The sequence below is a fragment of the Acidocella aminolytica 101 = DSM 11237 genome (assembly GCF_900129125.1).
Classification (GTDB): domain Bacteria; phylum Pseudomonadota; class Alphaproteobacteria; order Acetobacterales; family Acetobacteraceae; genus Acidocella; species Acidocella aminolytica.
The window spans coordinates 36,946-61,770 of the sequence record NZ_FQVJ01000006.1 but is presented as its reverse complement, the minus strand read 5'-3'; the positions used below and the strand labels follow the sequence as shown (position 1 = coordinate 61,770).

Here is a 24,825-nt window from a genome sequence, read left to right as displayed (position 1 = left end):
GCGAGCGGGTGTCAAATGGCATCTTTGCGCTGATTGATAGTCAAATTAGTATCGTTGTCCGCAAAGCCTTAGCCACTCAGCCATGACAATTGATGTGACTTTGATGATTGATTCTGGAGGTTTTTGAATTTGACGTTATCGTGTGCTGGTTCCAATCATGCCGTAACCTTTAAAACTCAGACAACGTCCAAAGATTGAAAGGTTCAGAGATGCGTCTGCACGGCAAGACGGCTCTTATCACGGCGGCAGGGCAGGGGATTGGGCGTGCCACGGCCTTGGCCTTCGCGGCGGAGGGCGCGAAGGTCATTGCAACCGACATTCAGCCTGCTAGCCTGGAAACACTGAGTGGCGTTGAAACGCGGCTTCTCGATGTAACGGACAACGCCGCCATTTGCGGCGCCGTCGCGGAGATTGGGCGGATTGATGTTCTGTTCAATTGCGCGGGCTATGTGGATTCCGGCTCCGTTCTGGAAACCGAAGAAAAATCCTGGGATTTTTCTTGGGCCTTGAACGTCACCTCCATGTTCCACACCATCCGCGCTGTGCTGCCCGGGATGTTGGAAGCCGGGCACGGCTCGATCATCAACATGGCTTCCTTGGTGTCCAGCCTGAAAGGCGCGCCCAACCGCTGTGCATATGGCACAACTAAGGCTGCGGTGATCGGTCTCACAAAATCTGTTGCCGCCGACTACGTTAAATCAGGCGTGCGCTGTAATGCGATTTGCCCGGCCACGGTGCAATCCCCGTCTCTGGATCAGCGCATTGCCGCGCAGGCCCGCGAACAAGGCCGCAGCGAAGATGAAGTCCGCAAGGATTTTGTCGCCCGTCAGCCCATGGGCCGCTTGGCCAGCGCGGAAGAAATCGCTGCCCTTGCGGTTTATCTGGGCAGCGATGAGTCGAGCTTCACCACCGGTACGACTCAGATCGTCGACGGCGGTTGGTCGATGTAGCGACCTTGCCTGGCTTGACGCTGAGCATTTGAGAAAAATTTAAAGCCGGTCTTGGCGGTGTTTGCTCGTCCGTTCGGGCATGGTTCAGTCTTCCGGCCACAACCAGGCGGCTCCCCGCACACCAGACGAATCCCCATGTTTGGCCTTCACGATATTCGGCGCTACATGGTCCGAGAAAATATAAGGCCGCATCAGCGCCGGCAGCGTGGTGTAAAGATGGTCCATGTTGGACAACCCGCCGCCGAGTACGATGCAATCCGGGTCTAGCAGATTGGTAGTCACAGCAAGGGCCCTGGCCATTCGCTCGGCATGGCGGTCGAGTGCCGCTTGCGCTTTCACATCACCGGCGGCGGCGCGTTGGGGCAGGCCGGTGGCGTCATTATAGCCGGGGCCGTCACATTCGCGCGCCAATGCGGGGCCGGCGAGATATAACTCCAAACAGCCAGCCTGGCCGCACCAGCAGCTTCGCAGTGGAATTTCGTCCGGCTTTGGCCAGGGCAGGGGGGTGTGGCCATATTCTCCGGCTAGCCGGTGGCGGCCTTCAAGAATCCGACCATTCACCACAATTCCCGCTCCAGTGCCGGTGCCAATAATCACCCCGAACACTACGCTCTGCCCGGCGGCGGCGCCGTCAGTAGCTTCTGAAAGGGCAAAGCAATTCGCGTCATTGGCCACCCGCACCTCACGTCCCAGCAAGGCGGCCAGATCGCGGTCAAAAGGGTGGCCATTCAGTGCGTTGGAGTTTGCGTTCTTCACCAGCCCGGTGGCGGGCGAGATGCAGCCCGGAATCCCCACCCCCACACTGGCACGCGCGCCGGTTTCCTGCTCGGCCTCGACCACCATCTCCGCCATCATCCGCAAGGCGGCATCATATCCAGCCGGAGTGCCGCGGCGGCGGCGCAGCAGGGCCGCGCCATCGTCCCCCAGAACGATGATCTCTGTCTTCGTACCCCCGAGGTCGATGCCGATTCGATGTCCCATGCCAGGTTTCTGAGCCGAAACACTGTCTTGCTCAAGCCCACATGAAGGCGCATGTTTCGGTCATGGGTGAACGTCTGATCGATGCACAATATCAAAAATCGCCGATCCCCGTGCTGCGGGCGGCGCGTGCCCTGCGCTTCATGGCGGTGGGCGAGAAACTGCGCCTGCTGGCCACGGACCCCGCCGCCGTGGCGGATATACGGGAGTTCTGCAAAAACACAGGTCACGCGCTCATTGCCGCGAGCGAGATCAAGGGCGTGTTCAGCTTCTCTCTGAAATGCCTGCGGGAGGAAGACGCGTGAGCATTGCGCTGTTCACCCACCCGGCGGCCCTGGGGCATGATACCGGGTATGACCACCCGGAATGCGCGGAGCGGCTGCGCCACGTGCTGCGCGTGTTGGAGGCGCCTGAATTCACCCCACTCCTGCGCGAGTTGGCGCCCAAGGCAACGCTCGAGCAGCTCAAGGCCGCGCATGACCCGGATTATGTCGATGCCATCCTGGCCCTGCCGCGTGACCAGGTCACGACCATAGATGGCGACACCGTCTTTGGCCCCGGCACGCTGGACGCTGCCTTGCACGCAGCGGGCGGGGCCGCGGCGGCGGTGGATGCGGTGATGGAAGGCTGGGCGCAGGCGGCTTTTGTCGCCATGCGCCCACCCGGTCACCACGCGGAAACAGACCGCGCCATGGGCTTCTGCTTTTTCAACAACGCAGCGGTGGCGGCTCGGCAGGCGCAACGCCGCTGGGGACTGAAGCGCGTCGCCATCGTGGATTTCGATGTGCATCACGGCAACGGCACTCAGAATATTTTCGCGGCGGATGCGGGGGTTATGTATGCATCTTCCCACCAATTCCCCTGCTACCCGGGCTCCGGCGCGCAAACCGAGGCCGGGGTGGGGAATATCGTCAACGTACCCTTGCCGCCTGGCACCGGGAGTGAGGCTTTCCGCGAAGCTTGGGCCATGGCGCTGCTGCCGCGTCTGGCCGCCTTTGAGCCGGAGTTGTTGATTATTTCCGCCGGGTTCGATGCCCACGCCGCCGACCCAATGGCGCAGATGCGCCTGCGCGAGCCAGACTTCGTCTGGGCCACGCGGGAGTTGCTGGCCGTGGCGGATCAAAGCTGCCCGGGGCGGGTCGTCTCGCTGCTGGAAGGGGGGTATGATCTCAACGCGCTGGCACAGAGCTGCGCGGCGCATGTGCGGACGCTGATGCGGTTGTGATTCACGCGCGGCTTGGGTACGGGAGCAAGCATGACAGATAATTCCGATATTGCCGCCCTGTCCTTTGAGGAGGCGCTGGCAGCTCTTGAGGCCATTGTGCGTGGGCTGGAATCCGGCCAGCAAAAGCTGGAGGACGCGATCACCGCCTATGAGCGTGGCGCGGCGCTGAAGAAGCACTGCGAGGAAAAGCTGGCCCAGGCCGAGGCGCGGGTGCAGGCAATCGTGGCGCGGGCGGATGGGTCGCTCGCCTTGAAGGACGGAGAATAAGACATGGCGCTTGATACGGTGCGCAAGCCGGATGCTCTGGCCGAGGCGATGGCCGAAACTGCCCGCCTGGTGGAGGCGCAACTCGACGCGCTGCTGCCGGTGCCCGAAACCGCCGAGGTTCGGCTCATCGAAGCAATGCGCTATGCTGTGCTGAATGGCGGTAAGCGCTTGCGCGCCTTTCTGGTGATGGAAGTGGCTAAGCTTTTTTCCGTCAACCGCACCTGCGCCGCACGCGTAGGTGCCTCCGTGGAGATGCTGCACGCTTATTCGCTGGTGCATGATGACCTCCCGGCGATGGATGACGACGATCTGCGTCGTGGTCAGCCGAGCTGCCACAAGAAATTCGACGAAGCCACCGCCATTCTGGCCGGTGATGCCTTGCAGACCCGTGCCTTTGAGGTGCTGGCCGAGGAAGACACCCATGCCGACTCTGAGGCCCGGATCGAGCTGGTTCTGGCGTTGGCGCTGGCGGCGGGGATGCGCGGCATGGTCGGCGGGCAGATGATCGACATGGAATCCGAAGGCAAAGATCTCACTGGCGCCGAGATCACCCGTCTGCAAGCCCTGAAAACCGGCCGCCTGATCCAGTACGCGGCTGAGGCTGGAGCGATTCTCGGCCGCGCGCCCGCCGCGCAGCGCCACGCCATCATGGCCTACGGGCGGGACCTCGGCGCGGCCTTCCAGATTTATGACGACGTGCTGGACGAAACCGCCTCCGCCGAGGAGATGGGTAAGACAGCCGGTAAAGACGCTGCCGCCGGGAAAGCGACCATGGTGCGGATTTTGGGGTTGGACCGCGCGCGCTCCCAGGCTGAAACGCTGGCGGAGCAGGCTTGCGCGCATCTGGATAGCTTCGGTGAACGTGCCGACCTGCTACGTGCGCTGGCCCGTTTCACGGTGACCCGCAAGAGCTGACTTCATACAGCGCGCCTAAAAAGCGTGCAGGCTTGGATTTCTGAATGGGCAGAGCGGTTTCATGCTCTGCCCATTTGCATTTGACGGCGCCGTTCGCGTGGTTGACAGGCCGGAATGCGGGGGTGAACATTCTGCCCGTTGGGACAAAGAGGGGAGATACGCCGATGAGCGTGCGGTTCCTGCTGGATGGCGAGGTGATCGCGCTGGATGAGGTGGACCCCACCGGCACGGTTTTGGAAATGCTGCGCATGCGCCTGCGCCGCACCGGCACTAAGGAAGGCTGCGCGGAGGGCGATTGCGGCGCCTGCACCGTGCTTCTGGGCGAACTACAAGGCGATGAAATCCTCTGGCGCGCCGTGAATAGCTGCATTCTTTTCTTGCCAATGCTGGATGGCAAGGCGCTGTTGACCGTGGAAAGTCTGGGTGGTGGCCACCCCGTGCAACAGCAGATGGTCGCGCATCATGGCTCACAGTGCGGGTTCTGCACGCCAGGCATTGTCATGTCTCTTTACGGCCGCGCCATTGGTGCACTGGGAGCAGAGCAGAGCGTGGCTGATATCCTCGCCGGCAATCTCTGCCGCTGCACTGGCTATGGGCCAATTCTGGCGGCGGGCGAGGCGGTAGGCCGCACCCCGCGGGATGATTCAGCAACCGTGGCGGCCTTACGGGCCTTGCAGGCGCCAAGCACCGAATTGCAGTTCCAGGACGGACTAGAGGGGCGTGAGCGCCGCGCCTTCATCCCCCGCAGCGCGGATGAACTGGCGGTCCTTTACACGCGTCACCCGCAGGCCCGGCTTGTGGCCGGTGCCACGGATGTCGGCCTCTGGGTCACCAAGCAGCAGCGCGTTCTGGATGACCTCATTTTCATTGGCGACATCCCGGATCTGCGTCTCATTGAAGAAACGCCGGAAGGCGTGCGGCTGGGCGCCTGTGTGCGTTATACGGAAGCACAAGCGGTCCTTACCAACCTGCATCCTGCGCTGGGCGAATTGGTCCGACGGATTGGCGGCGCGCAGGTGCGCAATACTGGCACCCTCGGCGGCAATATCGCCAATGGATCGCCAATCGGTGACACACCGCCCGCGCTCATCGCGTTGGAAGCAGCGCTGACGCTGCGGCAAGGTGGCAACCGGCGCCAAATGGCGCTGGAGGATTTCTTCATCGCTTACGGAAAACAGGACCGCCAACCCGGAGAGTTTGTTGAATCCATCTTCATTCCCCGGCCGCGTGAAACCGCCCTTATCGCGATCAGCAAACTGTCCAAACGCTTTGACAGCGATATCTCCGCCGTTTGCGGCGCCATCAATCTACAAGTTGAGGCCGGGCATATCAGGGTGGCCCGCATCGCATTTGGCGGCATGGCGGCCACCCCCAAACGTGCCCGTGCAGCGGAGGCGGCTTTAACCGGCGCCGCTTTCAACGAGGCGGCCTTAGACCAAGCGGCGGCGCTGCTTGCCGAAGACTTCGCGCCGCTGACAGATGTGCGCGGCAGTAGCGCTTATCGTCTGGCGGTGGCAGGTAATCTGCTGCGCCGGGTCTGGGCTGAGCAGCAGGGTGAGGTGATGAGCGTGCTGGAGCTGGCTCATGGCTGACCACGATATTCAGACGCTCAACGCCGTCTCGCGCCCCTTACCGCATGACTCTGCCCGCGCCCATGTGGCGGGCAGAGCGCTTTACACGGACGATATGCCGGAGGCAGCCGGGATGCTGCATGGCGCGTTTGGCTTGTCCAATGAAGCGCACGCGAAAATCCTCAGCCTGGACCTTTCGGCGGTACGCGCTGCCCCCGGCGTGGTGGCGGTGTTTTCCGCTGCGGACATTCCCGGCCGGAACGATGTCAGTCCCTTCGCAGGGGATGACCGCCTTTTTGCCGAAGGTGAAGTCATTTATCACGGCCAGGCGGTGTTTCTGGTGGTGGCAACAAGCTATCAGGCTGCACGCCGCGCCGCAAAGCTGGGCCGGATTGATTATGAAAAACTGCCGCCCTTGCTGTCCATCGAGGACGCGCTGGCAGCGGAGTCGGTGATCGAGCCTGTCCAGACCATGGGGCGTGGCGATGTGACGGCGGATCTGGCTGCTGCCCCGCGCCTGGTGAAAGGCAGGCTGGAGATTGGCGGGCAGGATCATTTTTACCTGGAAGGCCAAATCGCCATCGCCACCCCGCAGGAGGAAGGCCAGGTGCATGTGCTCTCTTCCACCCAGCACCCCAGCGAGGTGCAGCATATCGTCGCCCGCGTGCTGGGGCTTGCCGATGCCGAGGTCACGGTCGAGGTCCGCCGGATGGGCGGCGGGTTTGGCGGCAAGGAGACACAAGCCTCGCTGTTCGCCACCGCCGCTTCCCTGGCCGCTGTGCGGACCGGTCAACAGGTGAAAATCCGGGCCGACCGCGACGACGACATGGTGATCACCGGCAAGCGGCATGAATTCACAGCCGTTTACGAGGTGGGGTTTGACGAAACCGGAAAGGTCCAGGCCATTTCCATCACGCTCGCCTCACGGTGCGGTTGCACGGCGGATTTGTCCTACTCGATCAATGATCGCGCTATGTTTCATGCCGATAATTGCTATTTCTACCCGTCGGTGAACATCCACTCGCACCGCGCCAAGACCAACACGGTCTCCGCCACCGCCTTCCGCGGATTTGGCGGGCCACAAGGCATGATCGTGGCCGAGCGCGTGATGGACCATATCGCGCATGATCTGGGTCTGGACCCACTCCTCGTCCGCCAGCGCAATCTTTATGGTCCAGGGCGGGACATGACACCCTACGCGATGCAGGTGACCGATAATATCGCGCCGGAGATCATCGAGGAGTTGGTGGAGCGCAGTGATTACGCTGCCCGCCGCGCGGCGGTGGCAGATTGGAACAAAACCCACCGCATCATCAAAAAAGGCATGTCCCTGACCCCCGTGAAATTCGGCATCAGCTTCACCACCACCCATCTCAACCAGGGGGGAGCGTTGGTGAATCTTTATACGGACGGCTCCATCCTGCTGAACCATGGCGGTACAGAGATGGGTCAGGGACTCATGATCAAAGTAGCGCAGGTGGTGGCGGACGTCTTCGCCGTGCCGGTCGAGACCGTGCGCATTTCCTCAACCCGGACGGACAAGGTGCCTAACACCTCCGCCACGGCGGCGTCCTCCGGTACGGACCTTAACGGTATGGCCGCCTTCAATGCGGCTGACACCATCAGGCAACGCCTCGTGGCGTTTGCGGCCAGGCATTTTGGTGTAACGGAGGCACAGGTGCGCTTCACCCCGGCTGGCGTGCAGGCCGGGGTGGAACTGATCAGCTTTGGTCAGCTCTGCCAACTGGCTTACCTCAACCGCGTCTCGCTTTCCTCCACCGGCTTCTATGCCACGCCGGATATCCATTACGACCGCAAGACCCATACCGGGCGGCCTTTCTATTACTTTGCTTACGGCGCAGCGGTGGCGGAAGTGGCCGTGGACACACTCACCGGCGAGCATAAGGTGCTGGCGGTAGATATTCTGCACGATGTTGGTAAATCCCTGAACCCCGCGATTGATCTCGGCCAGATAGAAGGCGGCTTCATTCAAGGCATGGGCTGGCTCACTACTGAGGAACTGGTGTTCGATGAATCAGGCCGTCTGCTTACCCATGCCCCCTCCACCTATAAAATCCCCACCGCGTCAGACCGCCCGGCGCGCATGAACATCGCGCTCTGGGCTCAGGGGCGGAATATGGAGCCCACTATCCACCGCTCCAAAGCCGTGGGGGAGCCGCCTTTCATGCTGGCCAATGCGGTATTCTGCGCGCTCACCCAGGCGGTTGCCGCCGCTGTTCCGGAGGCTGGCTTTCCCGCATTAGACGCCCCCGCCACGCCGGAGCGGATTCTGGCCGCCATCAATGGGCTGAAATCTCGCCATGGCTGAGTGGCTGGCTGCGTTGCGCGCCTTGCTTCCCCATGGCCCCGTGGCACTGGTGAGTGTGCTGGCGACCGAGGGTTCAGCGCCGCGTGGCGCGGGCACCAAAATGCTCGTCACGGCAAAGACCGTGCAAGGCACCATCGGCGGCGGCAATCTGGAATTCACCGCCATCTCCCAGGCCCGTGCGGCGCTGGCTCAGGCTCCCGGCAGCTGGGCGGTGCAGGACTACCCGCTCGGGCCGCTGCTCGGCCAATGCTGTGGCGGACGGGTGCGGCTCCTCGTTGAGCATCTCAGCCCCGCCGCCTGTGGTTTTCTGGACGTGGCGCCGGGTGAAACACTTGTCTCTGAACTTACCATGGGCGCCGTCCACCGCACCTATGGTGGTCGCCTTGCCGCGAGCATTTTGCCCGCGCGTGGAGAAAAGCCGGGGGTGGGCACGCAAATTATCGAACCGCTTTCCGCCCCCAGCCGCCCGGTGCTGCTGTTTGGTGCTGGCCATGTGGGCCAAGCCATCGCGCGTGCCTGCGCGGGGCTGCCGCTCTCACTGGGCTGGTTTGATACGCGCCCTGACCTGCAAGTCTTGCCTGGCCTGGTCTGTTGCTCGGCCGAGGCCATGGAGGATGTTCTGGCCAGTGCCTCGTCCGCTGCCGCCGTGCTGATCCTCACCCACGACCACGCGCTGGATTACCGCCTAGCCACCGCCGCCTTGCGCGGTCCGGCCGGTTTTGTCGGCATGATCGGGTCGGTCACCAAGCGGGCGCGGTTCCTTGCGCGTCTGCATGGGGAGAATATTGATGCATCACGCTTCGTTTGCCCTATCGGTCTGCCGGGCGTGGGAGGCAAACAGCCTGCCGTGATCGCCATTGCCGTGGCCGCGCAACTTCTCAGCCTACCAAAGGAGTCCCATGACCCAGCCTGATGACGAAACCTTGCTGCGCCATAGTTTCGAGGTCGCCAAGCGCGCCCAGGCGGACGGCTGCCACCCGTTCGGCGCCACGTTGGCCGGGCCGGATGGTGCAGTGCTCATGGAGCAAGGCAACGGCTTTCTGCCGGATCATGACATGACAGGCCATGCTGAACGGATTCTCGCCAGCCGTGCCTCCATTAAATATGGCAGCGCCTTTTTGGCCGATTGCACGCTCTATTCCAGCGCCGAACCTTGCGCCATGTGCGCCGGAGCCATTTACTGGTCCGGTATTGGTCGTGTCGTGTACGGCATGAGCGAGCATGACCTGAAAGCCATTACGGGCAACCATGCTGAAAACCCTACGCTCGATCTGCCTTGCCGCACGGTTTTTGCCGCAGGGCAGCGTATGGTGGAGGTTGTGGGGCCACTGCTGGCGGAAGAGGCCCGCGCCTTGCACGAAGGCGCTTGGGTTTAACCCGTCAGGCTCTCCCGGAGAGCCCGCGCGGCATCCTGGTGTGCGGCCACAAGTTCCGCCAGATCCAGCCCTGGAATAGCGCCGTTCAGCACGCGCCATTTGCCAGCCACCATCACACGGTCCGCTTGATGCGCGCCGCACGTTACCAGCGCTGCCAGAGGATTGCCTGCGCCGGAGAAGCGTGGCTCATCCAGTCGGAAGAAGGCCAAATCCGCCTCCTTGCCGATCTCAATCCGCCCAAGATCATCCCGCCCCAGGCAGCGCGCCGAGCCTTCCGTTGCCCAACGGATCGGGTCCAGATGCGTTGCCGCCTCAATCCCCCGTCCTGCACGCGCCACGAACAATGCCTGCCGCACCTCCTGCGCCATGTTGGATGCGTCGTTAGACGCTGAGCCATCCACGCCTAGCCCTACGCCAACCCCCGCCGCTTCCAATTCGCCCACCGGGCAGATGCCTGAGCCCAGGATCATATTGCTGCTCGGGCAATGGGCTACGCAGCACCCGGCGCGGCCCATGCGACGCATCTCGTCCTTGTTGAAGTGGATACCGTGCGCAAACCACACGCGGTCATTCACCCAGCCGAGATTCTCCAAATAATCCAGCGGCCGCAGCCCGAATGTTTCCGTACAGAAGGCGTTTTCATCCTCGGTTTCGGCCAGATGGGTATGCAGTCGTAGATCCAGCACCTCCGCCTGTTTGGCGCTTTCGCGCATCAAATCCCCGGTTACGGAGAAAGGCGAGCATGGCGCCAGGGCAAGCTGGCGCATCGCCCCGGGCCCGCTCTGGTGCCAGCGTTTGGCCAACCGTTCGCCATCCGCCAGAATCACATCCAGACTTTGCGTGACATGCTTGGGCGGCAACCCGCCTTCCTCCACAGAGAGGTCCATTGATCCCCGGCACAGCACTACCCGCAGCCCTAGCCGTTCGGCTTCTTCCATCTGGATGTCGATGGCATCCTCCAGCCCGGGCGGGAACAAATAATGGTGATCCGCTGCAGTGGTGCAGCCGGAGAGCAGCAGCTCCACCATCGCCAACCGGCAGGCGACGCGGAATTGCCGGGGCGTGATCTTCGCCCAGACAGGATAGAGCTCTATCAGCCAGTCAAATAGTTTGCGGTCTACCGCCCCAGGAAATGCCCGGGTGAGCGTTTGGTAAAAATGATGATGGGTGTTGATCAGGCCAGGCAACACCACATGTCCGCCCGCTTCGAACACCTCGTCTACCGCTAGGCTGGGCCGCCCGCCGTCGGGCACCAACTCGGCAATGCGCCCGTGCGCCACCACAATTCCGCCTTCCGCGCCAACGGGCATTCCCGCTAGCGGCGCCTTGATCCACAGATTCATGTAATCTCCTTTGCAGCCAGATTTTTCACTGCCCCGAGAATGTCAATTCTATTGCAGCCGCGGCGTGCTCTGGCTACGGATTGTGCAGAGCAGCGGGCAGACTAATTGGCAGACGGCTCTTGCTGGCTTGAGTGTAGGCTGGCCTGAAAATTGCATTATGCTTGTCGTGGGGATCTTGGCAGGTCTTGGGAGTGTGTATGGATTCTGAACTGGATAACACTGTTCTGGAACGGCCGCCGCTTCTTGTCTTGCGCGGGATTGTCAAACAATTTCCCGGCTGCCTCGCTAACGATCATGTGGATTTGACCATCGGCAAGGGTGAAATCCACGCGCTGCTGGGTGAGAACGGTGCGGGCAAAAGCACGCTGGTCAAAATCATCTACGGTGTCATGAAGCCGGACGCGGGCAGCATGATCTGGAACGGTCAGCCTGTCAGCATTGCCAGCCCAGCGCAGGCGCGTGCCCTTGGTATTGGCATGGTCTTCCAGCATTTCTCGCTGTTTGAGGCGCTGACGGTGTCGGAGAATATCGCGCTTGGCCTCAATGACCCCAAGGACCGGGAAAATCTAGAATCCCGCATCGCTGAGATTTCCACCCGCTACGGCCTGCCGTTGGATCCGCATAAGGCGGTGCACGACCTTTCGGTCGGGGAGCGTCAGCGTATCGAAATCGTCCGCTGCCTGCTGCAAAACCCCAAGCTGTTGATTATGGATGAGCCAACCTCCGTGCTGACTCCGCAGGAGGTGAGCAAGCTGTTCGACACCTTGCGGCGGCTGCGCGATGAAGGCTGTTCCATTCTTTACATCAGCCATAAGCTGGAGGAGATCCGCACCCTTTGTGAACGCGCCACTATCATGCGCCTGGGCAAGGTCGTCGCGCATTGTAACCCTGCCGAGAAAACCGCGCGTGACCTCGCGGAGATGATGATCAGTGCCAAGCTCAAGCAGCAGGATTATTCCAACAAAACCATCCACTTGGGGGGCGACCGGCTGGTGGTGAACAAGCTTACCATCCGCTCCAATCAGCAATTCGGCACGGATCTGAAAGACATCTCCTTCACCGTGAAAGGCGGGGAGATTTTCGGCATCGCGGGCATTGCGGGCAATGGCCAGGGCGAATTGATGGACGCGCTTTCCGGTGAAATTCCCGCTGGCTCCCCCATGAACATTCTGCTGGATGGCGCGGCGATAGGCCAGGAGCGCCCCCGCGCCCGTCGCCGTCGGGGCGGCTGCTTTCTGCCGGAGGAACGCAACGGCCATGGCGCAGTGGGGCAGATGACCCTGGCGGAAAACGGCTTTCTCTCCGCCCATGTGCGCGGCGCGCTGGGGCGCTTTGGTCTCATTAACGCCAAACGCACCCGCGAATTCGCCGCCAAGGTGATCCATGCCTTCGATGTCCGCACCACAGGCCCGCTGGCTGAGGCACGGTCGCTCTCGGGTGGGAATCTGCAAAAATTCCTGGTCGGACGCGAGGTGCTGCAACAGCCTGGCGTGCTTGTCATCTCTCAGCCCACCTGGGGGGTGGATGCTGGGGCGGCGGCGGCAATTTATGAGGCGCTTTTGCAACTTGCTGCGGCGGGCACGGCCATTGTGCTGATCTCTCAAGACCTGGACGAAATTTTGCTCCTGTGCGACCGCATCGCCGTCATTGCGGCCGGGCGGCTGTCGGACGCCATGAATGTGAAGGACGCAACCATTGAAAAAATCGGTCTGCTGATGGGCGGTACGCATACAGGCAAAGAGGAGTTGGCACATGCTCTACCGGCTTGAGCCGCGCGGCGAACGCTCGCTTTTCTGGTCCTACGGCTCACCGGTTCTGGCGGTTATCCTGACCATTATCACCATGATGGCGATTTTCTCCTTGCTCGGCAAACCGCCGGTCCAGGGCATTGAAACCTTCCTGATCACGCCCATCAGCACCGCCTCGGGCCTGTCCTCCTTGCTGGTGCGCGCCGCACCCTTAATCATGATCGGCGCCGGGTTGGCCCTTTGTTACCGCGCCAACGTCTGGAACATCGGTGGCGACGGGCAATTCACGCTGGGCGCTCTGGCAGGCGCGGGGCTGGCGCTGGCGCTGCCCAACGGCGCCTTCTGGTGGGAATATCCGCTGGTGCTGTGCCTGGGGGTGCTGGGCGGCATGTTTTGGGCCGGAATCGTTGCCTTCTTGAAGCTCAGATTCAACGCCAACGAAATCCTGACTTCACTGATGCTGGTTTATATCGCGCAGCTCATCCTGGTCTGGTTGGTCACCGGCCCCTGGCGGGACCCTCAAGGGTTCGGTTTCCCGCAATCGGCCATGTTCGGCGCAGGGGCTACCACGCCGGATTTCGGCACCACCTCCATCCATCTCGGCTGCCTGCTGGCTCCTTTGCTCGCTTTGGTGCTGTGGCAGATATTGGCGCGTTCGGTGCTGGGGTTTCAGCTGCGCGTGGTGGGGCAAGCGCCGCGCGCCGCGCGCTTCGCGGGGTTTTCCAACGCGCGCCTCACCTGGATCGCGCTACTGGTCTCAGGCGGGCTTTCAGGGCTGGCGGGCATTATCGAGGTTACGGGCCCCATCGGCCAGCTCACAACCACCATCACGCCGGGCTATGGCTTCTCGGCGGTTATCGTCGCGTTTCTGGGGCGGCTGCATCCGGTGGGGGTGATCTTCGCTGGGTTGCTGCTTGCGCTTTCTTACCTTGGCGGTGACGCGGCGCAGATCAATCTCAACATGCCCAACGCCATCACCGGTATTTTTCAGGGTGTGCTGCTGTTTTACCTGCTGGGCGCTGATGTGCTGATCCTGCACCGTTTCCGTCGTATCCGCCCATCTGCGCCGGAGGCCGCATGAACCTCGCTTACGTCTCCAACCTCGCCATTTCCGTCGTTGCGGCCTCCACGCCGTTGCTCATCGCCGCCTCGGGCGAACTGGTTGCGGAGAAATCCGGCGTGCTGAATCTGGGCGTGGAAGGCATGATGCTGGTGGGGGCCATCGCCGGGTTTGCCACCGCGCACCAAACCGGTAGCGCGTTGCTGGGCGTGGGGGCGGCCGCCCTGGCGGGTATGTTGATCGCGATGATCTTCGCGCTGCTCACGCTCAGCTTTCTGGCCAATCAGGTCGCCACGGGTCTGGCGCTCACCATTTTTGGCAAGGGCTTCGCGGCTTTACTGGGGGCGGGCTATGTCGGCATTTCTGCTCCGGTTCTGCACGCCATTCCCGTCCCGCTGCTGTCGCAGATCCCCTTCATTGGCCATGTGTTGTTCGATCAGAATATCCTGATCTACTTCTCCTTCGTGATGCTGGCGCTCATTGCCTGGTTCCTGAACAAGACCCATGCCGGGCTGATCCTGCGCGCGGTGGGAGACAGTCACGACGCCGCCCACGCCATGGGGTACCCGGTTCTGCGCATCCGCTATGCCGCCGTGGCTTTTGGCGGTGCGATGGCAGGCATTGGCGGCGCCTATCTCTCGCTGTTCTACTCCCCGCTCTGGTCGCAGGACCTCACGGCCGGACGGGGCTGGATCGCCCTGGCGCTGGTGGTGTTCTCCGCTTGGCGGCCGCTCTGGCTGCTGGTGGGGGCTTATCTGTTTGGCGGCATCACCTTTCTTTCCCTCTACATCCAAGGGCTCGGTATCGCCGTTCCCTCGCCGCTGGTCTCGTTGCTGCCTTATGTCGGCACGGTAGTGGTGCTGGTGCTCATTTCGCGTGATGCCCGGCGCATCCGCCTCAACCAACCCGCTTGCCTTGGCAAATATTTCCACGCGGTGTCCTGAATTTTCCAACCCGGAAGGAGCAACTTCATGTCTTCATTCAAACGCCGTGGCTTCACGGCCATGCTGGGAGCCTCGGCGCTGGCTGCCCCCGGCATCATGCGCGCCGCGCGGGCCGATGCGCCGCTGAAGGTCGGCTTTGTTTATGTCGGCCCGGTGGGGGATTTCGGCTGGACCTACCAGCACGACATCGCCCGCAAACAGGCCCAGGCGGCGCTGGGGACGGCCATCGAGACCTCTTACGTTGAGAACGTGCCGGAATCGCCGGAGTGTCAATCCGTGTTCGAGAGCTTGGCCTCCTCTGGTCATAAGCTGATCTTCGGCACGTCCTTCGGCTACATGAATTACATGGTGAAGGTTGCCGCCAAAAACCCGCATGTGATGTTCGAGCATTGCACCGGCTATAAGCGCGCCAAAAACCTCGCCACTTACGATATCCGCTATTATGAGGGCCGTTACGTGCAGGGCGTCATTGCTGGCCACATGTCCAAAACCGGCAAGATCGGCTATGTCGCCTCCGTGCCCATCCCCGAGGTGGTGCGCGGCATGAATGCCGTGACGCTGGGTATGCAGAGTGTGAACCCCAAGGCGCGTCTGAAATTCATCATGATCGACAGCTGGTACGATCCCGGCAAGGAAGGCGACGCCGCCAAGGCGCTCATCGACCAGGGCTGCGATGTTATTACCCAGCACACGGACAGCCCAGCTCCATTGCAGGTGGCCGCTAGCCGCCATATCCCCGCCTTTGGCGAGGCGACGGACATGATCAAATTCGCCCCGCATGACCAACTCACCGCCGATGTGAATGAGTGGGGTGGCTATTACATCAAACGCATCAAGGAAGCCCTGGCCGGCACCTGGACCAGCACCAACACTTGGGGCGGCTTTGCCGATGGCATGCTGGCCATGGCTCCTTACCGCAACATGCCGGACGCCGTGGCCGTCACCGCGAAGCAGACTGTGGCGGATATTGCCTCCGGCAAAAACAAGATTTTCACCGGCCCGCTCACCGACCAGAGCGGTAAGATCTTTGTGCCTGCCGGTCAGACCATGAGCGACGATTCCCTGACCAGCATGCAAACGCTGGTGGCCGGGGTGGACGGCAAGCTTTCCTGATAGATCTGGGCGCTGGCCATTGGGTTGGCGTCCGGAAAACTTGACCGCGGGACTCCACGGAGCGAAACGAGAGTTGTGCAGCGATTCTTACCGGAGATGGAATGCCGCAAGCTCTGACAGAAGAACGCGTCGCTGAGACGCGTGATCGCATTGTCCGCGTGGCGGAACATCAAGCCGTGGAGATGGGCATAGAGAATGTCTCCATGCACTCCATCGCCCGCGATCTTGGCTGGTCCGCGACCGCCCTGTACCGTTATTTTGCGAATAAGGAAGCCATTCTGGCCGCCGCCCGCACAGCGGCGCTGGATAAACTCTCGGATACGTTGGAAGCCGCCATTCGCGGCCCCGGCGATGCGTGGGAGGTTTCCCGTGCGGTAGGTGATGCTTATGTCGCTTTCGCGTTTGAGAACCCAGACGCATACCGGCTGATCTTCTCGCTCTCTCAGCCCGACCCAGCGGGTTACCCTGACTTCGCCCGTGCTCTCACCCGCGCGCGCAGTAACCTGACGCTGTATGTTGAACGCATGGTCTCAGAAGGCGGGCTGGAGACCGACCCGCACGTTCTGGGGCACCTATTCTGGGCCGGTCTGCACGGGCTGATCTCGCTGCAAATGACCGGCAAATTGAAAGAGGATACACCAGGGTTTGAGACTCTGCGCCGGGAGATGATGCGCGCCTTGGTGCGCGGCGCCAGCAAACCTTAACCGCAAGTCTCCGCCGCCAGCCCGGCCAACGCGGCTTTATATTCCGCGCTCAGCCGCGCCACGAGCCGTGCTGTGGGCAGAACCTCCTTCACCGCGCCGATGCCCTGGCCCGCACCCCAGATATCGCGCCATGCCTTGGTGCCGTTTACCACTTGGCTCCATTCCATTTTCGAGGGGTCGGCTTCCCCCAATGCCGCCGGGTCTAGCCCTGCCGCAGCGATGCTGGGGATCAGATAATTCCCATGCACGCCGGTAAACAGGTTGGAGTAGATGATATCCTTTGCGGCACTTTCCACCACCATCTGTTTATAGGCTGGGTCGGCATGGGCTTCCTCGGTGGCGATAAAGGCGGAGCCGATATACGCCAGATCTGCCCCCATTGCCCGCGCAGCGGCAATCGAACGACCATTGGCGATTGCGCCGGAAAGCGCCAGCGGGCCATCAAACCAAGCCCGGATCTCCTGCACCAGCGCGAAAGGCGAGAGCGTGCCCGCATGTCCCCCGGCACCCGCCGCCACGGCCACCAGCCCATCCGCGCCGCGCGCAATCGCCTTGCGGGCGAATTCGTCATTGATCACATCATGCAGCACAAACCCGCCATATCCATGCACGGCCTCGTTCACCTCCCGGTTGGCGCCGAGCGAGGTGATGACAATTGGCACGTGATACTTCACGCACAGCGCCAGATCCTCTTGCAGGCGCGGATTGGTTTTATGCACGATGAGATTCACCGCGAAGGGCGCATCCTGATTAGTTAGCTCCCGCCGTAGACGGATCAGCCAGTCTTCCAGCACCCCCGATGGGCGGGCATTGAGCGAGGGAAACGCCCCCACCACTCCAGCTTTGCACTGGGCAATCACTAGCTCCGGCTGCGAGATAATGAACATCGGCGCGCCGATGGCGGGCAAAGCCAGGCGACCTTGCAGCAAGGCGGGCAGGGGCATGGGGTCCTCCGGTTGTTTTGGTTAATACCGTTAAGCATGATTGACGCATAATGCGCCGCGCGGCGCAAGAGGGAGGCTAAGCCTGTTTTCCGGCCCCTCACATGGCTTATACATAGTCTCACCTTGCCCTGCTTATGAGAGGACCGCCGGACCCATGACCAGCATCGACCTGAACAGCGATCTCGGCGAGAGTTTCGGCGCCTGGAAAATGGGCGATGATACAGCGATGCTGGACTTGGTCTCCAGCGCTAACATTGCTTGCGGCTTTCATGCGGGCGACCCGGCGGGGTTGTTGGCAACCATGCGTTTGGCGGCGGCGCGAGGGGTTACGGTAGGGGCCCATGTCTCCTACCCCGACTTGGCTGGGTTCGGCCGGCGCGATATGGATATCGCCAGTGAGGATCTCGCCGCCGATGTTATCTACCAGATCGGCGCGCTCTGCGGCATCGCCAAGGCGGCGGGCACCCGCGTAGGGTATGTGAAGCCGCACGGCGCCCTCTATAACCGCATCGCCCAGGATGAACGCCAAGCCCTCGCCGTCATTAAAGCCATCAAGCTGATAGACCCTGGCCTGATGCTGATGGGGCTGGCTGGTACGCAGGTTCTTGACCTCGCACGGGCAGAAGGGCTGGGCGTGGTGGCTGAAGTATTCGCAGATCGCAGTTACATGCCGGACGGTACTCTGGTTTCACGTCGTATGCCGGGCGCGGTACTGCATGATGCGGACGAGGTGGCTTGGCGAATGCTGAATTTCGTCCGCACCGGCCAGATGAAAGCAGTGGATGGCACCTCAATCACCATCGTGGCCCAATCCATCTGCGTGCATGGAGACAGTCCCGGTGCGGTGACCATGGCGCGCACTCTCAGCCGCCTGTTTGAGGAAAACGCCATTGCCATCCGGCCTTTCCTGAAGCAGTGCTGAATGCGCGTCCTGCCGCTTAACGAATCAAGCTTTCTGGTAGAGTTGGCGGATTTGGCGCAGAGCCAAGCGCTCTTTGCCTCCTTACAGGCCGATCCTCTGCCCGGCATGACCGATCTTGTTCCAGCCGCGCGCACATTGATGATCGCTTATAATCCGGCCGTCACCAGCGCGTCACTGTTGGCGGGCGCGGTGGTGGCGCGTGATCTGCAAGCCCCCCCATCGCCGTCCGACGTCATCATCGAAGTGCCGGTTGTGTATAATGGCGAGGATCTGCCCGAGGTTGCCGCGCTTACCGGGCTCAGCGTGCGGGAGATCATCGCCCGCCACCTTGCCAGTGACTACCGCGTTGCGTTTTGCGGGTTCGCGCCGGGCTTTGGCTATCTCACCGGGGGGGATCCGGCTTTGTATGTGCCCCGCCGCAAAACCCCGCGCACCCATATTCCCGCCGGGTCTGTTGGGCTCGCTGGCGAATTTTCCGGCGTTTATCCGCAAGCCAGTCCGGGCGGGTGGCAGATTATCGGCACTACGCCTCTGAAAATGTGGGACCTTACACGGTCTCCGCCTGCCTTGTTCCAGCCCGGCCATAAAGTGCGTTTTTTAGAGTGCACCACAGCAAAGCCGCGGATTTTTACGACTCCGCCCGTCAACCAGCTGGCCACGACGGGAGCTTCGGCTAGTACAACCTTCTCCGTGCTCAGCGCCCCTTTGCCCGCCTTATTTCAGGATCTTGGGCGTTTCGGGCAGACAAGGCAGGGCGTTTCGGCCTCCGGCGCGCTGGATCGCGGGGCCTTCAAAACTGCCAACAGGGTGGTGGGTAATGCCCAGACCATCCCATGCCTGGAACTGACCGGGGGTGGGTTCAGCTTCCGTGCCAACGGGCAGGCGGTTATCGGCTTCGCGGGCGCACCTTGCAGCATCACCATCCGCACCGCCGCGAGCCAGCGGATATCTCCTGCTTTTCTGTCCCCCATCGCATTAGAGCCAGGTGACGAGGTCACACTCGGACCGCCCATGCGCGGTGTGTGCTCCTACCTCGCCGTGCGAGGCGGGTTTCTGGTAGAGCCTGTTTTGGGTAGCGCTGCGACGGACACGCTCGCTCATATTGGCCCCGCGCCCGTGCAGGCGGGCGGCACGCTTACTGTTCAGCCAACCCCGTACCTCGCTCCGGTTTCGCTGCATGAAGTCCCCGTCTTTGACTATCCAAAAGCCGGTGAGACCGTCATGTTGGACCTGCAATTCGGCCCCAGGTCGGATTGGTTCACCCAAGAAGCGCTTGCAGCCTTCACCAGCACGGCCTGGCTCGTCACCCCGCATTCCAACCGCGTCGGCCTGCGGTTGGATGGCGAAGCCGTGCTGACGCGCTGCCGTACCGAGGAACTCCCCAGCGAAGCCACGATCACTGGTGCGGTGGAAGTCCCGGCCAACGGCAAGCCGCTGCTATTTCTGGCAGACCATCCGCTGACCGGCGGCTACCCCGTCATTGGCGCGGTAGCAGCGCATCATCTCGACCTTGCCGGTCAGATCCCCGTGGGGGCGAAAATCCTCTTCCGTCCCATCGCCCCCTTCGCGGAGATCATTCCCGAGCGACCAAACCCGGAGGCAGCGCTATGAAAACAGTCCTGATCGCCAATCGTGGCGAGATCGCCGTGCGCATCATCCGCGCCTGCCACGATTACGGCCTGCGCGCCGTGGCCGCCTATGCCGACCCTGATGAAGATTCATTGTTCGTGCGCCTGGCGGATGAAGCCTATGCCCTGCACGGTACCAGCGCGGCGGAAACCTATCTCGACATCCCCAAATTACTGGCCATCGCCAAGCGGGCGGGGGCGGATGCGGTGCATCCCGGCTATGGGTTTCTATCTGAACGCGCTGTGTTCGCCCGCGCGGTGCAGGCGGAGGGCCTGACCTGGATCGGCCCGGACCCGGCGGTGATTGCCGCTTTGGGAGATAAAATCTCGGCCCGCGACATCGCCCAATCCGTCGGCGCGCCCTTGGCAGCGGGGAGTGATGGGCCGGTGGACTCCGCAGCATCAGCGCTGGCGTTCGCCCGCCAGCACGGCCTGCCGCTTGCGATCAAGGCAGCCCACGGCGGCGGTGGACGCGGGCTAAAAGTGGTGCGCGTGCTGGAGGAGGTGGAGGAACAATACGCTTCTGCCGTGCGCGAGGCCGAAGCCGCCTTCGGGCGCGGCGAATGTTTCCTGGAACGCTTCCTGGACAAGCCCCGACACATCGAGGTGCAGATCATCGCGGATAAGCACGGGAATGTGGTGGTGCTGGGCACACGCGACTGCTCTTTGCAGCGCCGTAATCAGAAGCTGGTGGAAGAAGCACCAGCTCCGTTTCTTACCCCCTCCCAGCGCGACGAGATTGAAGACGCCGCTCGACGCATCTGCCAGGCGGCGGGTTATAGCAGTGCCGGCACTGTGGAATTTCTGCTCGGGCAGGATGGCACGCTCTCTTTCCTCGAGGTGAATACCAGGCTGCAAGTCGAACATCCGGTTACCGAGCAAACAACCGGCATTGATCTGGTCATCGAACAATTCCGCGTGGCCGAGGGGCTAAAACTGTCCATCCCTAATCCCCCACCCGCGATGGGCCACGCGATCGAATTCCGCATCAACGCTGAGGATGCGGCTAAGGGTTTCCTGCCCACCCCGGGGCGGATCACGCTGTTTGAGCCTCCCTCTGGTCCTGGCGTGCGGCTGGATAGCGGTGTGGTCACCGGCTCCCTCATCCCAGGCCAGTACGATTCCTTGGCGGCCAAGCTAATTGTTACGGGTAGCACTCGCGCCGAGGCCCTTCGCCGTGCCCGCCGGGCTTTGGCCGAGTTCACGATCGAAGGTGTAGCGACCGTGCTGCCCTTCCATCGCGCTGTTCTGGAACATCCTTCCTTCACTGGCGAGAATGGGTTTGGCGTTTATACAAGCTGGATCGAGACAGAGTTCCAGCCCGCGCTCACACCAGCACCTCGGCCCGCTTTGTTGGAAGATGACACGCTGCTCCGCTTGCCGCTGGAAATTGATGGCAGACGCCATCAAATCGGGCTGCCGCGCGCTTTGCTCAACAGGCTCGGCCAGTCCGCGCCTGCGCCAACGCCTCCCTCAACCCAGGACAATTCCACTCTATACGCCCCGGTTGCAGGCCATCTTCAAGGCTGGAAAGTCGAGGATGGCGCAGAAGTTCAGGAGGGAGATCTGCTCGCAGTGATGGAGGCAATGAAGATGGAAGTCCGCATCACCTCGCCTCGCGCCGGATGTTTCCAGCAGGCCGTTAAAACGGGCGCGTTTTTGGAGGCTGGGGCGGCTCTGGGACGTTTCGCTTAAAGCGCGGCCACATCGCGCTGGTACGAGCCTGATAAGCTCGGTACGCTGCGCCGCGCCGGGCCAGCATCGCAGCTTCCAGCGGCGGCACGCCTGTCAGAAACCGCAGAACCAGAAACATCATCACCGGCGCGATGAAGGAGAGCCACGTCACAGGCGCCGCGCTCAGCGCCATCACAGGAAAAGCCAGCCACAATAGCGCCTCGAACAGATAATTCGGATGGCGGCAAAAGGCCCACAGCCCGTCCTCACAAATGCCGCCCTGATGTCCAGGCCGGGCCCGCCAGGCGCGTAACTGTGCATCCGCCAGTCCTTCTCCGACCATTGCCGAGGTCAGAATCAGCACGCCGGCAATATCGGTCCACCGCAAAGCGGGGTCAGGCTGGGTGGCGGCAAGATACACACTGATGGCCAACAGCCCGGAAACCGGCCCTTGCCCGGCAATTAGCCAAGCCATCTGCTTCTGAAAATTCCGCCCCGCGGATTCCCGCATCAGGATATAACGTGTATCCTCAGGCCCGGTCGCCACCCGCAAGGCGACATACCCACCCAGCCGCGCTGCCCAGATCAGCACCAAAATCGCCAGCAAAATATGTCGCCACAGTACGCCGGGGGCGGCTAGCGCCACGGCCGCCAGGGCCACTCCGGTTGAAAAAGTCCAGAAAACATCCACCCAGCCTGCATTGTTGGCGGCGCGTTGCACGACCCAGGACACTACCATGGCCAGCGTCACCGCAAGCCCGGCATAGAGGCAGATGATCACAGCACCGGTGCCAAGAGGTAATGGCTAACCCCCCAGGGCTTGCCACGCGCATGGCCAAATAGCCCCGCCGTGGCCAGGAAAAACAGCCGCCAGCGTCGCTCCCACACCGGTGCGTCAGCGCCATAGACAGCCTTCAGGATCGGGCGGATTTCACTCAGTCGTGAATCGTATCGGCGCAACCAGTCCCGTGCCGTTCGTTCATAATGCTTGCCGTTCCAGCGCCAGTCCCGCTCCAGCGTGAACAGGTCGGGAAACTCGGTAATCAACCCGTGGCTAGGCATAATGCCGCCGGTAAAGAAATGTTGCGCGATCCAGTCAGCTTCATCCTCATGATCAAAGCGGTAAGGCTGGTTTTCATGCGCGAAGATATGAATGAATAGCCGCCCCTGCGGCCGCAGCCAGCCGCGCACGCGCGTCAGCAAAGCTCGCCAATTGGCCATGTGCTCGAACATCTCCACCGACACCACACGATCAAACTGCTGGTCGATGGTAAAGTCGTTCATATCAGCTGTAATAACCCGCAGGTTGCTCAGCCCCATTCCCCGGATCTGGCTCTCAATATAATGCCGCTGCTGTGCGGAATTGGACACGGCGACGACGCGAGACTGCGGAAATCGCGTGGCCATGAACAGGCTCAGCGAACCCCAGCCGCAGCCCAGCTCCAGAATCTCTTGTCCATCCTGAAGCCCCGCATGGGCGGCTGTTTCCTCCAACGCGTGCAGTTCGGCTCTTTCAAGGCTTTCCTGTCCGGTGGGGTAAAGGCAGCAAGAATATTTCCGTCGCGGCCCCAGAGTCAGCCCGAAAAATTCGGGAGGAATTTCATAATGCTGGCGGTTGGCCGCCTTTGCGTATTCTGCGATGGGGCGGGACGCCATCGCATCAGAGAAGCAGCCGGGCCGCATATCGGACTGATCCAGAGCGCGGCGGGTGCGGCCAACAAGATGATTGATCCCGAGGCCGATCAGCGCATCCGGCAAGGGGGTGCGTTCAGCTAGGCTGGAGAGGCGAGCGGCAAGAGATGTCATGCAAATCTCCGTGTCAGGCGGGTCAGCCAGGGCAGGCGCAATCCTCCCTCAAGTGCGGCGAGGCAGAGGCAGCCATCGTCATTCGCGCGAGGCTGATGATTGGTGTCATTATCTTCTTCGGCCATGTCACCAGCCCCGTAATGGCCGGTTTCATCGCTGAAACTGCCTTGCAGAACCTGGGTGAACTCGCTGCCGCCATGGCTGTGGGCAATCACCCGTCGGTTGGCCGCGACGCTCAGCAACATCACGTTATCGTTCGGTGCCCAGGGCAGGCGTACCCGGCTGTAACGGACGCCGGGTCCAACCCAGAGCCAGCGGCTAATCTCAGCCCCGGCCAGCACGGAGGGCAGGCTGATCCCGTGCGGCAGACGCAAATTCGCTTGGCGCGGCTTGGCCGGGACGCGGCGTGGATGCGGTGGCTCATCTAGCCGGGCGAGTGTAGCAGTAAAGGCATCCAGCGCCATTCCCTCTGGCGTCAGGCTGTCCAGCAATTCGCCGCCCAGCGCCTCCAGTCGGGCTAGTTCAGCTCGGCAGTGCGGACAGCCCTGGGCATGGGCCGCCACCACCAGCGCATGTCCGGCAGGGAGTTGCCCCGCCGCATGGGCCAATAGCGTCTCGGCGGAGGGGTGATGCCGGATCATGGCGCATCTCCCAAAATCGCGCGGAGCTTGGCTGTGGCCAGCCGGATGCGTGATTTCACGGTGCCCAGCGGCAGGTCGAGCGCGCTTGCAATGGCGGAATGAGGTTTGTCGGAAAAGAAAAAGAGTTGCACGATCTGTCTTTGGTCAGGGCCAAGAGCTGAAAGCGCGCCACGTACCAGCGAGGCGCGTTCCGCTGTTAAGGTCAAGGCTTCAGCGGAGGGGTAAGACTCCGCTTCGGGTTCAGGTTCCGAGGGCAGGCCGCGTACCCGTCGCGCATGGTCAATGCGCGCGTTGCGAGCGATGGCGAACACCCAGGTTGAGGCACCGGCGCGGCTGGCGTCGAAACTCTCTGCTTTGCGCCAGAGAGAAAGCATCACCTCCTGCGCCACCTCCTCGGCAGCAGTAGCTTCCATGCCCGCGCGACGCAGGTAAGCCTTCACCCGGGGGGCGAAGTGCTTGAACAGCACCGCGTAAGCCTGCCGGTCCCGCGTGGCGGCCACGCGGCTGAGCAGCTCGGCCAGCATCGCCCCATCGGGCGGTGGGCTACCAGCCTCATTCACCAGAGCGGCACGCGGGGCGCCGTTGGGGCGGCGCTGAAGGGGGGCATCAGAAGCATTCACAGAACACTATACGGGATATTAGTGAAAGTGGATCATTGGATGATCCAAAAGCGACAAGCCCCCGTAA

At 62.1% G+C, this 24,825-nt stretch carries 24 protein-coding genes; 17 read left to right on the top strand and 7 right to left on the bottom strand.

All coding sequences use genetic code 11. The features are described from left to right. The first annotated feature begins 209 nt into the window (after window positions 1-209). Window positions 210-950 carry an SDR family oxidoreductase gene (locus BUB54_RS04950; RefSeq protein WP_048877617.1) on the top strand — a complete coding sequence of 247 codons (741 nt, stop codon included), beginning with the start codon at window positions 210-212 and terminating at the stop codon, window positions 948-950. 84 nt (window positions 951-1,034) lie between these two features. Here BUB54_RS04950 and BUB54_RS04945 read toward each other — a convergent pair whose 3' ends face one another. Next, complete coding sequence (locus tag BUB54_RS04945; RefSeq protein ID WP_048877616.1) at window positions 1,035-1,931, bottom strand: ROK family protein; 897 nt, start codon at window positions 1,929-1,931, stop codon at window positions 1,035-1,037. A gap of 62 nt (window positions 1,932-1,993) precedes the next feature. On the opposite strand from BUB54_RS04945, the gene BUB54_RS04940 reads away from it, so the two are divergent. The 8 genes from BUB54_RS04940 to BUB54_RS04905 all read left to right on the top strand — a co-directional run bounded on the left by BUB54_RS04940 (window position 1,994) and on the right by BUB54_RS04905 (window position 9,611). Beyond that, a complete protein-coding gene (locus BUB54_RS04940) occupies window positions 1,994-2,233 on the top strand; it encodes a sulfurtransferase TusA family protein (protein WP_048877640.1) in 240 nt (79 codons plus the stop codon). After that, a complete protein-coding gene (locus BUB54_RS04935) occupies window positions 2,230-3,153 on the top strand; it encodes a histone deacetylase family protein (RefSeq protein WP_048877615.1) in 924 nt (307 codons plus the stop codon). Before BUB54_RS04940 ends, BUB54_RS04935 begins: the two co-directional genes overlap by 4 nt. 30 nt (window positions 3,154-3,183) lie before the next feature. After that, window positions 3,184-3,420, top strand: coding sequence for an exodeoxyribonuclease VII small subunit (locus BUB54_RS04930; protein ID WP_048877614.1), 237 nt, complete (start codon window positions 3,184-3,186; stop codon window positions 3,418-3,420). Window positions 3,421-3,423: 3 nt separating this feature from the next. Continuing rightward, complete coding sequence (locus tag BUB54_RS04925; RefSeq protein ID WP_048877613.1) at window positions 3,424-4,335, top strand: polyprenyl synthetase family protein; 912 nt, start codon at window positions 3,424-3,426, stop codon at window positions 4,333-4,335. Between the two features lie 164 nt (window positions 4,336-4,499). Beyond that, window positions 4,500-5,927 (top strand): xanthine dehydrogenase small subunit, encoded by a 1,428-nt coding sequence (xdhA, locus tag BUB54_RS04920; protein ID WP_048877612.1) that lies wholly within the window; start codon window positions 4,500-4,502, stop codon window positions 5,925-5,927. Beyond that, window positions 5,920-8,235, top strand: a complete 2,316-nt coding sequence (xdhB, locus tag BUB54_RS04915; RefSeq protein ID WP_048877611.1) for a xanthine dehydrogenase molybdopterin binding subunit — start codon at window positions 5,920-5,922, stop codon at window positions 8,233-8,235. The genes xdhA and xdhB overlap by 8 nt, the downstream gene beginning before the upstream one ends. Further along, window positions 8,228-9,148 carry a xanthine dehydrogenase accessory protein XdhC gene (gene xdhC, locus BUB54_RS04910; RefSeq protein ID WP_048877610.1) on the top strand — a complete coding sequence of 307 codons (921 nt, stop codon included), beginning with the start codon at window positions 8,228-8,230 and terminating at the stop codon, window positions 9,146-9,148. The genes xdhB and xdhC overlap by 8 nt, the downstream gene beginning before the upstream one ends. Next, complete coding sequence (locus BUB54_RS04905; protein ID WP_048877609.1) at window positions 9,135-9,611, top strand: nucleoside deaminase; 477 nt, start codon at window positions 9,135-9,137, stop codon at window positions 9,609-9,611. The genes xdhC and BUB54_RS04905 overlap by 14 nt, the downstream gene beginning before the upstream one ends. Here the strand turns inward: BUB54_RS04905 and BUB54_RS04900 are convergent. Continuing rightward, a complete protein-coding gene (locus tag BUB54_RS04900; RefSeq protein WP_048877608.1) occupies window positions 9,608-10,954 on the bottom strand; it encodes an 8-oxoguanine deaminase in 1,347 nt (448 codons plus the stop codon). The two genes, BUB54_RS04905 and BUB54_RS04900, sit on opposite strands and share 4 nt — an antisense overlap. A gap of 197 nt (window positions 10,955-11,151) precedes the next feature. Between BUB54_RS04900 and BUB54_RS04895 the strand changes: the two genes are divergently transcribed. The 5 genes from BUB54_RS04895 (at window position 11,152) to BUB54_RS04875 (ending at window position 16,523) form a co-directional block, all read left to right on the top strand. Continuing rightward, the gene (locus tag BUB54_RS04895) at window positions 11,152-12,723 is read left to right on the top strand and encodes an ABC transporter ATP-binding protein (protein ID WP_048877607.1); all 1,572 of its coding nucleotides are present in this window, start codon (window positions 11,152-11,154) and stop codon (window positions 12,721-12,723) included. Then, the gene (locus tag BUB54_RS04890) at window positions 12,707-13,783 is read left to right on the top strand and encodes an ABC transporter permease (protein WP_048877606.1); all 1,077 of its coding nucleotides are present in this window, start codon (window positions 12,707-12,709) and stop codon (window positions 13,781-13,783) included. The genes BUB54_RS04895 and BUB54_RS04890 overlap by 17 nt, the downstream gene beginning before the upstream one ends. Then, window positions 13,780-14,706 (top strand): ABC transporter permease, encoded by a 927-nt coding sequence (locus BUB54_RS04885; protein ID WP_048877605.1) that lies wholly within the window; start codon window positions 13,780-13,782, stop codon window positions 14,704-14,706. Before BUB54_RS04890 ends, BUB54_RS04885 begins: the two co-directional genes overlap by 4 nt. A 27-nt stretch (window positions 14,707-14,733) precedes the next feature. Then, on the top strand, window positions 14,734-15,819 hold the full coding sequence (locus BUB54_RS04880) for a BMP family ABC transporter substrate-binding protein (protein ID WP_052948291.1): 1,086 nt from the start codon (window positions 14,734-14,736) through the stop codon (window positions 15,817-15,819). Between the two features lie 101 nt (window positions 15,820-15,920). Beyond that, the gene (locus tag BUB54_RS04875) at window positions 15,921-16,523 is read left to right on the top strand and encodes a TetR/AcrR family transcriptional regulator (RefSeq protein ID WP_048877638.1); all 603 of its coding nucleotides are present in this window, start codon (window positions 15,921-15,923) and stop codon (window positions 16,521-16,523) included. On the opposite strand, the gene BUB54_RS04870 is transcribed toward BUB54_RS04875, so the two are convergent. Continuing rightward, window positions 16,520-17,467 carry an NAD(P)H-dependent flavin oxidoreductase gene (locus BUB54_RS04870; RefSeq protein WP_048877604.1) on the bottom strand — a complete coding sequence of 316 codons (948 nt, stop codon included), beginning with the start codon at window positions 17,465-17,467 and terminating at the stop codon, window positions 16,520-16,522. The two genes, BUB54_RS04875 and BUB54_RS04870, sit on opposite strands and share 4 nt — an antisense overlap. A 154-nt stretch (window positions 17,468-17,621) precedes the next feature. On the opposite strand from BUB54_RS04870, the gene BUB54_RS04865 reads away from it, so the two are divergent. The 3 genes from BUB54_RS04865 to BUB54_RS04855 are packed head-to-tail and all read left to right on the top strand — an operon-like array spanning window position 17,622 to window position 21,712. Continuing rightward, entirely contained in the window at window positions 17,622-18,389 is a 768-nt protein-coding gene (locus BUB54_RS04865; RefSeq protein ID WP_048877603.1) for a LamB/YcsF family protein, read from the top strand. Then, a complete protein-coding gene (locus BUB54_RS04860) occupies window positions 18,390-20,000 on the top strand; it encodes a 5-oxoprolinase subunit B/C family protein (RefSeq protein ID WP_048877602.1) in 1,611 nt (536 codons plus the stop codon). It begins immediately after the preceding gene. Next, window positions 19,997-21,712 carry an acetyl/propionyl/methylcrotonyl-CoA carboxylase subunit alpha gene (locus tag BUB54_RS04855; RefSeq protein ID WP_048877601.1) on the top strand — a complete coding sequence of 572 codons (1,716 nt, stop codon included), beginning with the start codon at window positions 19,997-19,999 and terminating at the stop codon, window positions 21,710-21,712. The genes BUB54_RS04860 and BUB54_RS04855 overlap by 4 nt, the downstream gene beginning before the upstream one ends. On the opposite strand, the gene BUB54_RS04850 is transcribed toward BUB54_RS04855, so the two are convergent. From BUB54_RS04850 to BUB54_RS04835, 4 genes are read right to left on the bottom strand one after another with little or no spacing between them, the layout of a single operon-like run. Beyond that, on the bottom strand, window positions 21,660-22,472 hold the full coding sequence (locus BUB54_RS04850) for a DUF1295 domain-containing protein (RefSeq protein ID WP_048877600.1): 813 nt from the start codon (window positions 22,470-22,472) through the stop codon (window positions 21,660-21,662). The two genes, BUB54_RS04855 and BUB54_RS04850, sit on opposite strands and share 53 nt — an antisense overlap. Then, window positions 22,469-23,497: an SAM-dependent methyltransferase gene (locus BUB54_RS04845; protein WP_048877599.1), complete on the bottom strand. Its 1,029-nt coding sequence runs from the start codon at window positions 23,495-23,497 to the stop codon at window positions 22,469-22,471. Before BUB54_RS04845 ends, BUB54_RS04850 begins: the two co-directional genes overlap by 4 nt. Continuing rightward, window positions 23,494-24,138: a ChrR family anti-sigma-E factor gene (locus BUB54_RS04840; RefSeq protein WP_048877598.1), complete on the bottom strand. Its 645-nt coding sequence runs from the start codon at window positions 24,136-24,138 to the stop codon at window positions 23,494-23,496. Before BUB54_RS04840 ends, BUB54_RS04845 begins: the two co-directional genes overlap by 4 nt. Then, window positions 24,135-24,758, bottom strand: a complete 624-nt coding sequence (locus tag BUB54_RS04835; RefSeq protein WP_241869305.1) for a sigma-70 family RNA polymerase sigma factor — start codon at window positions 24,756-24,758, stop codon at window positions 24,135-24,137. The genes BUB54_RS04840 and BUB54_RS04835 overlap by 4 nt, the downstream gene beginning before the upstream one ends. Between the last annotated feature and the right edge of the window lie 67 nt (window positions 24,759-24,825).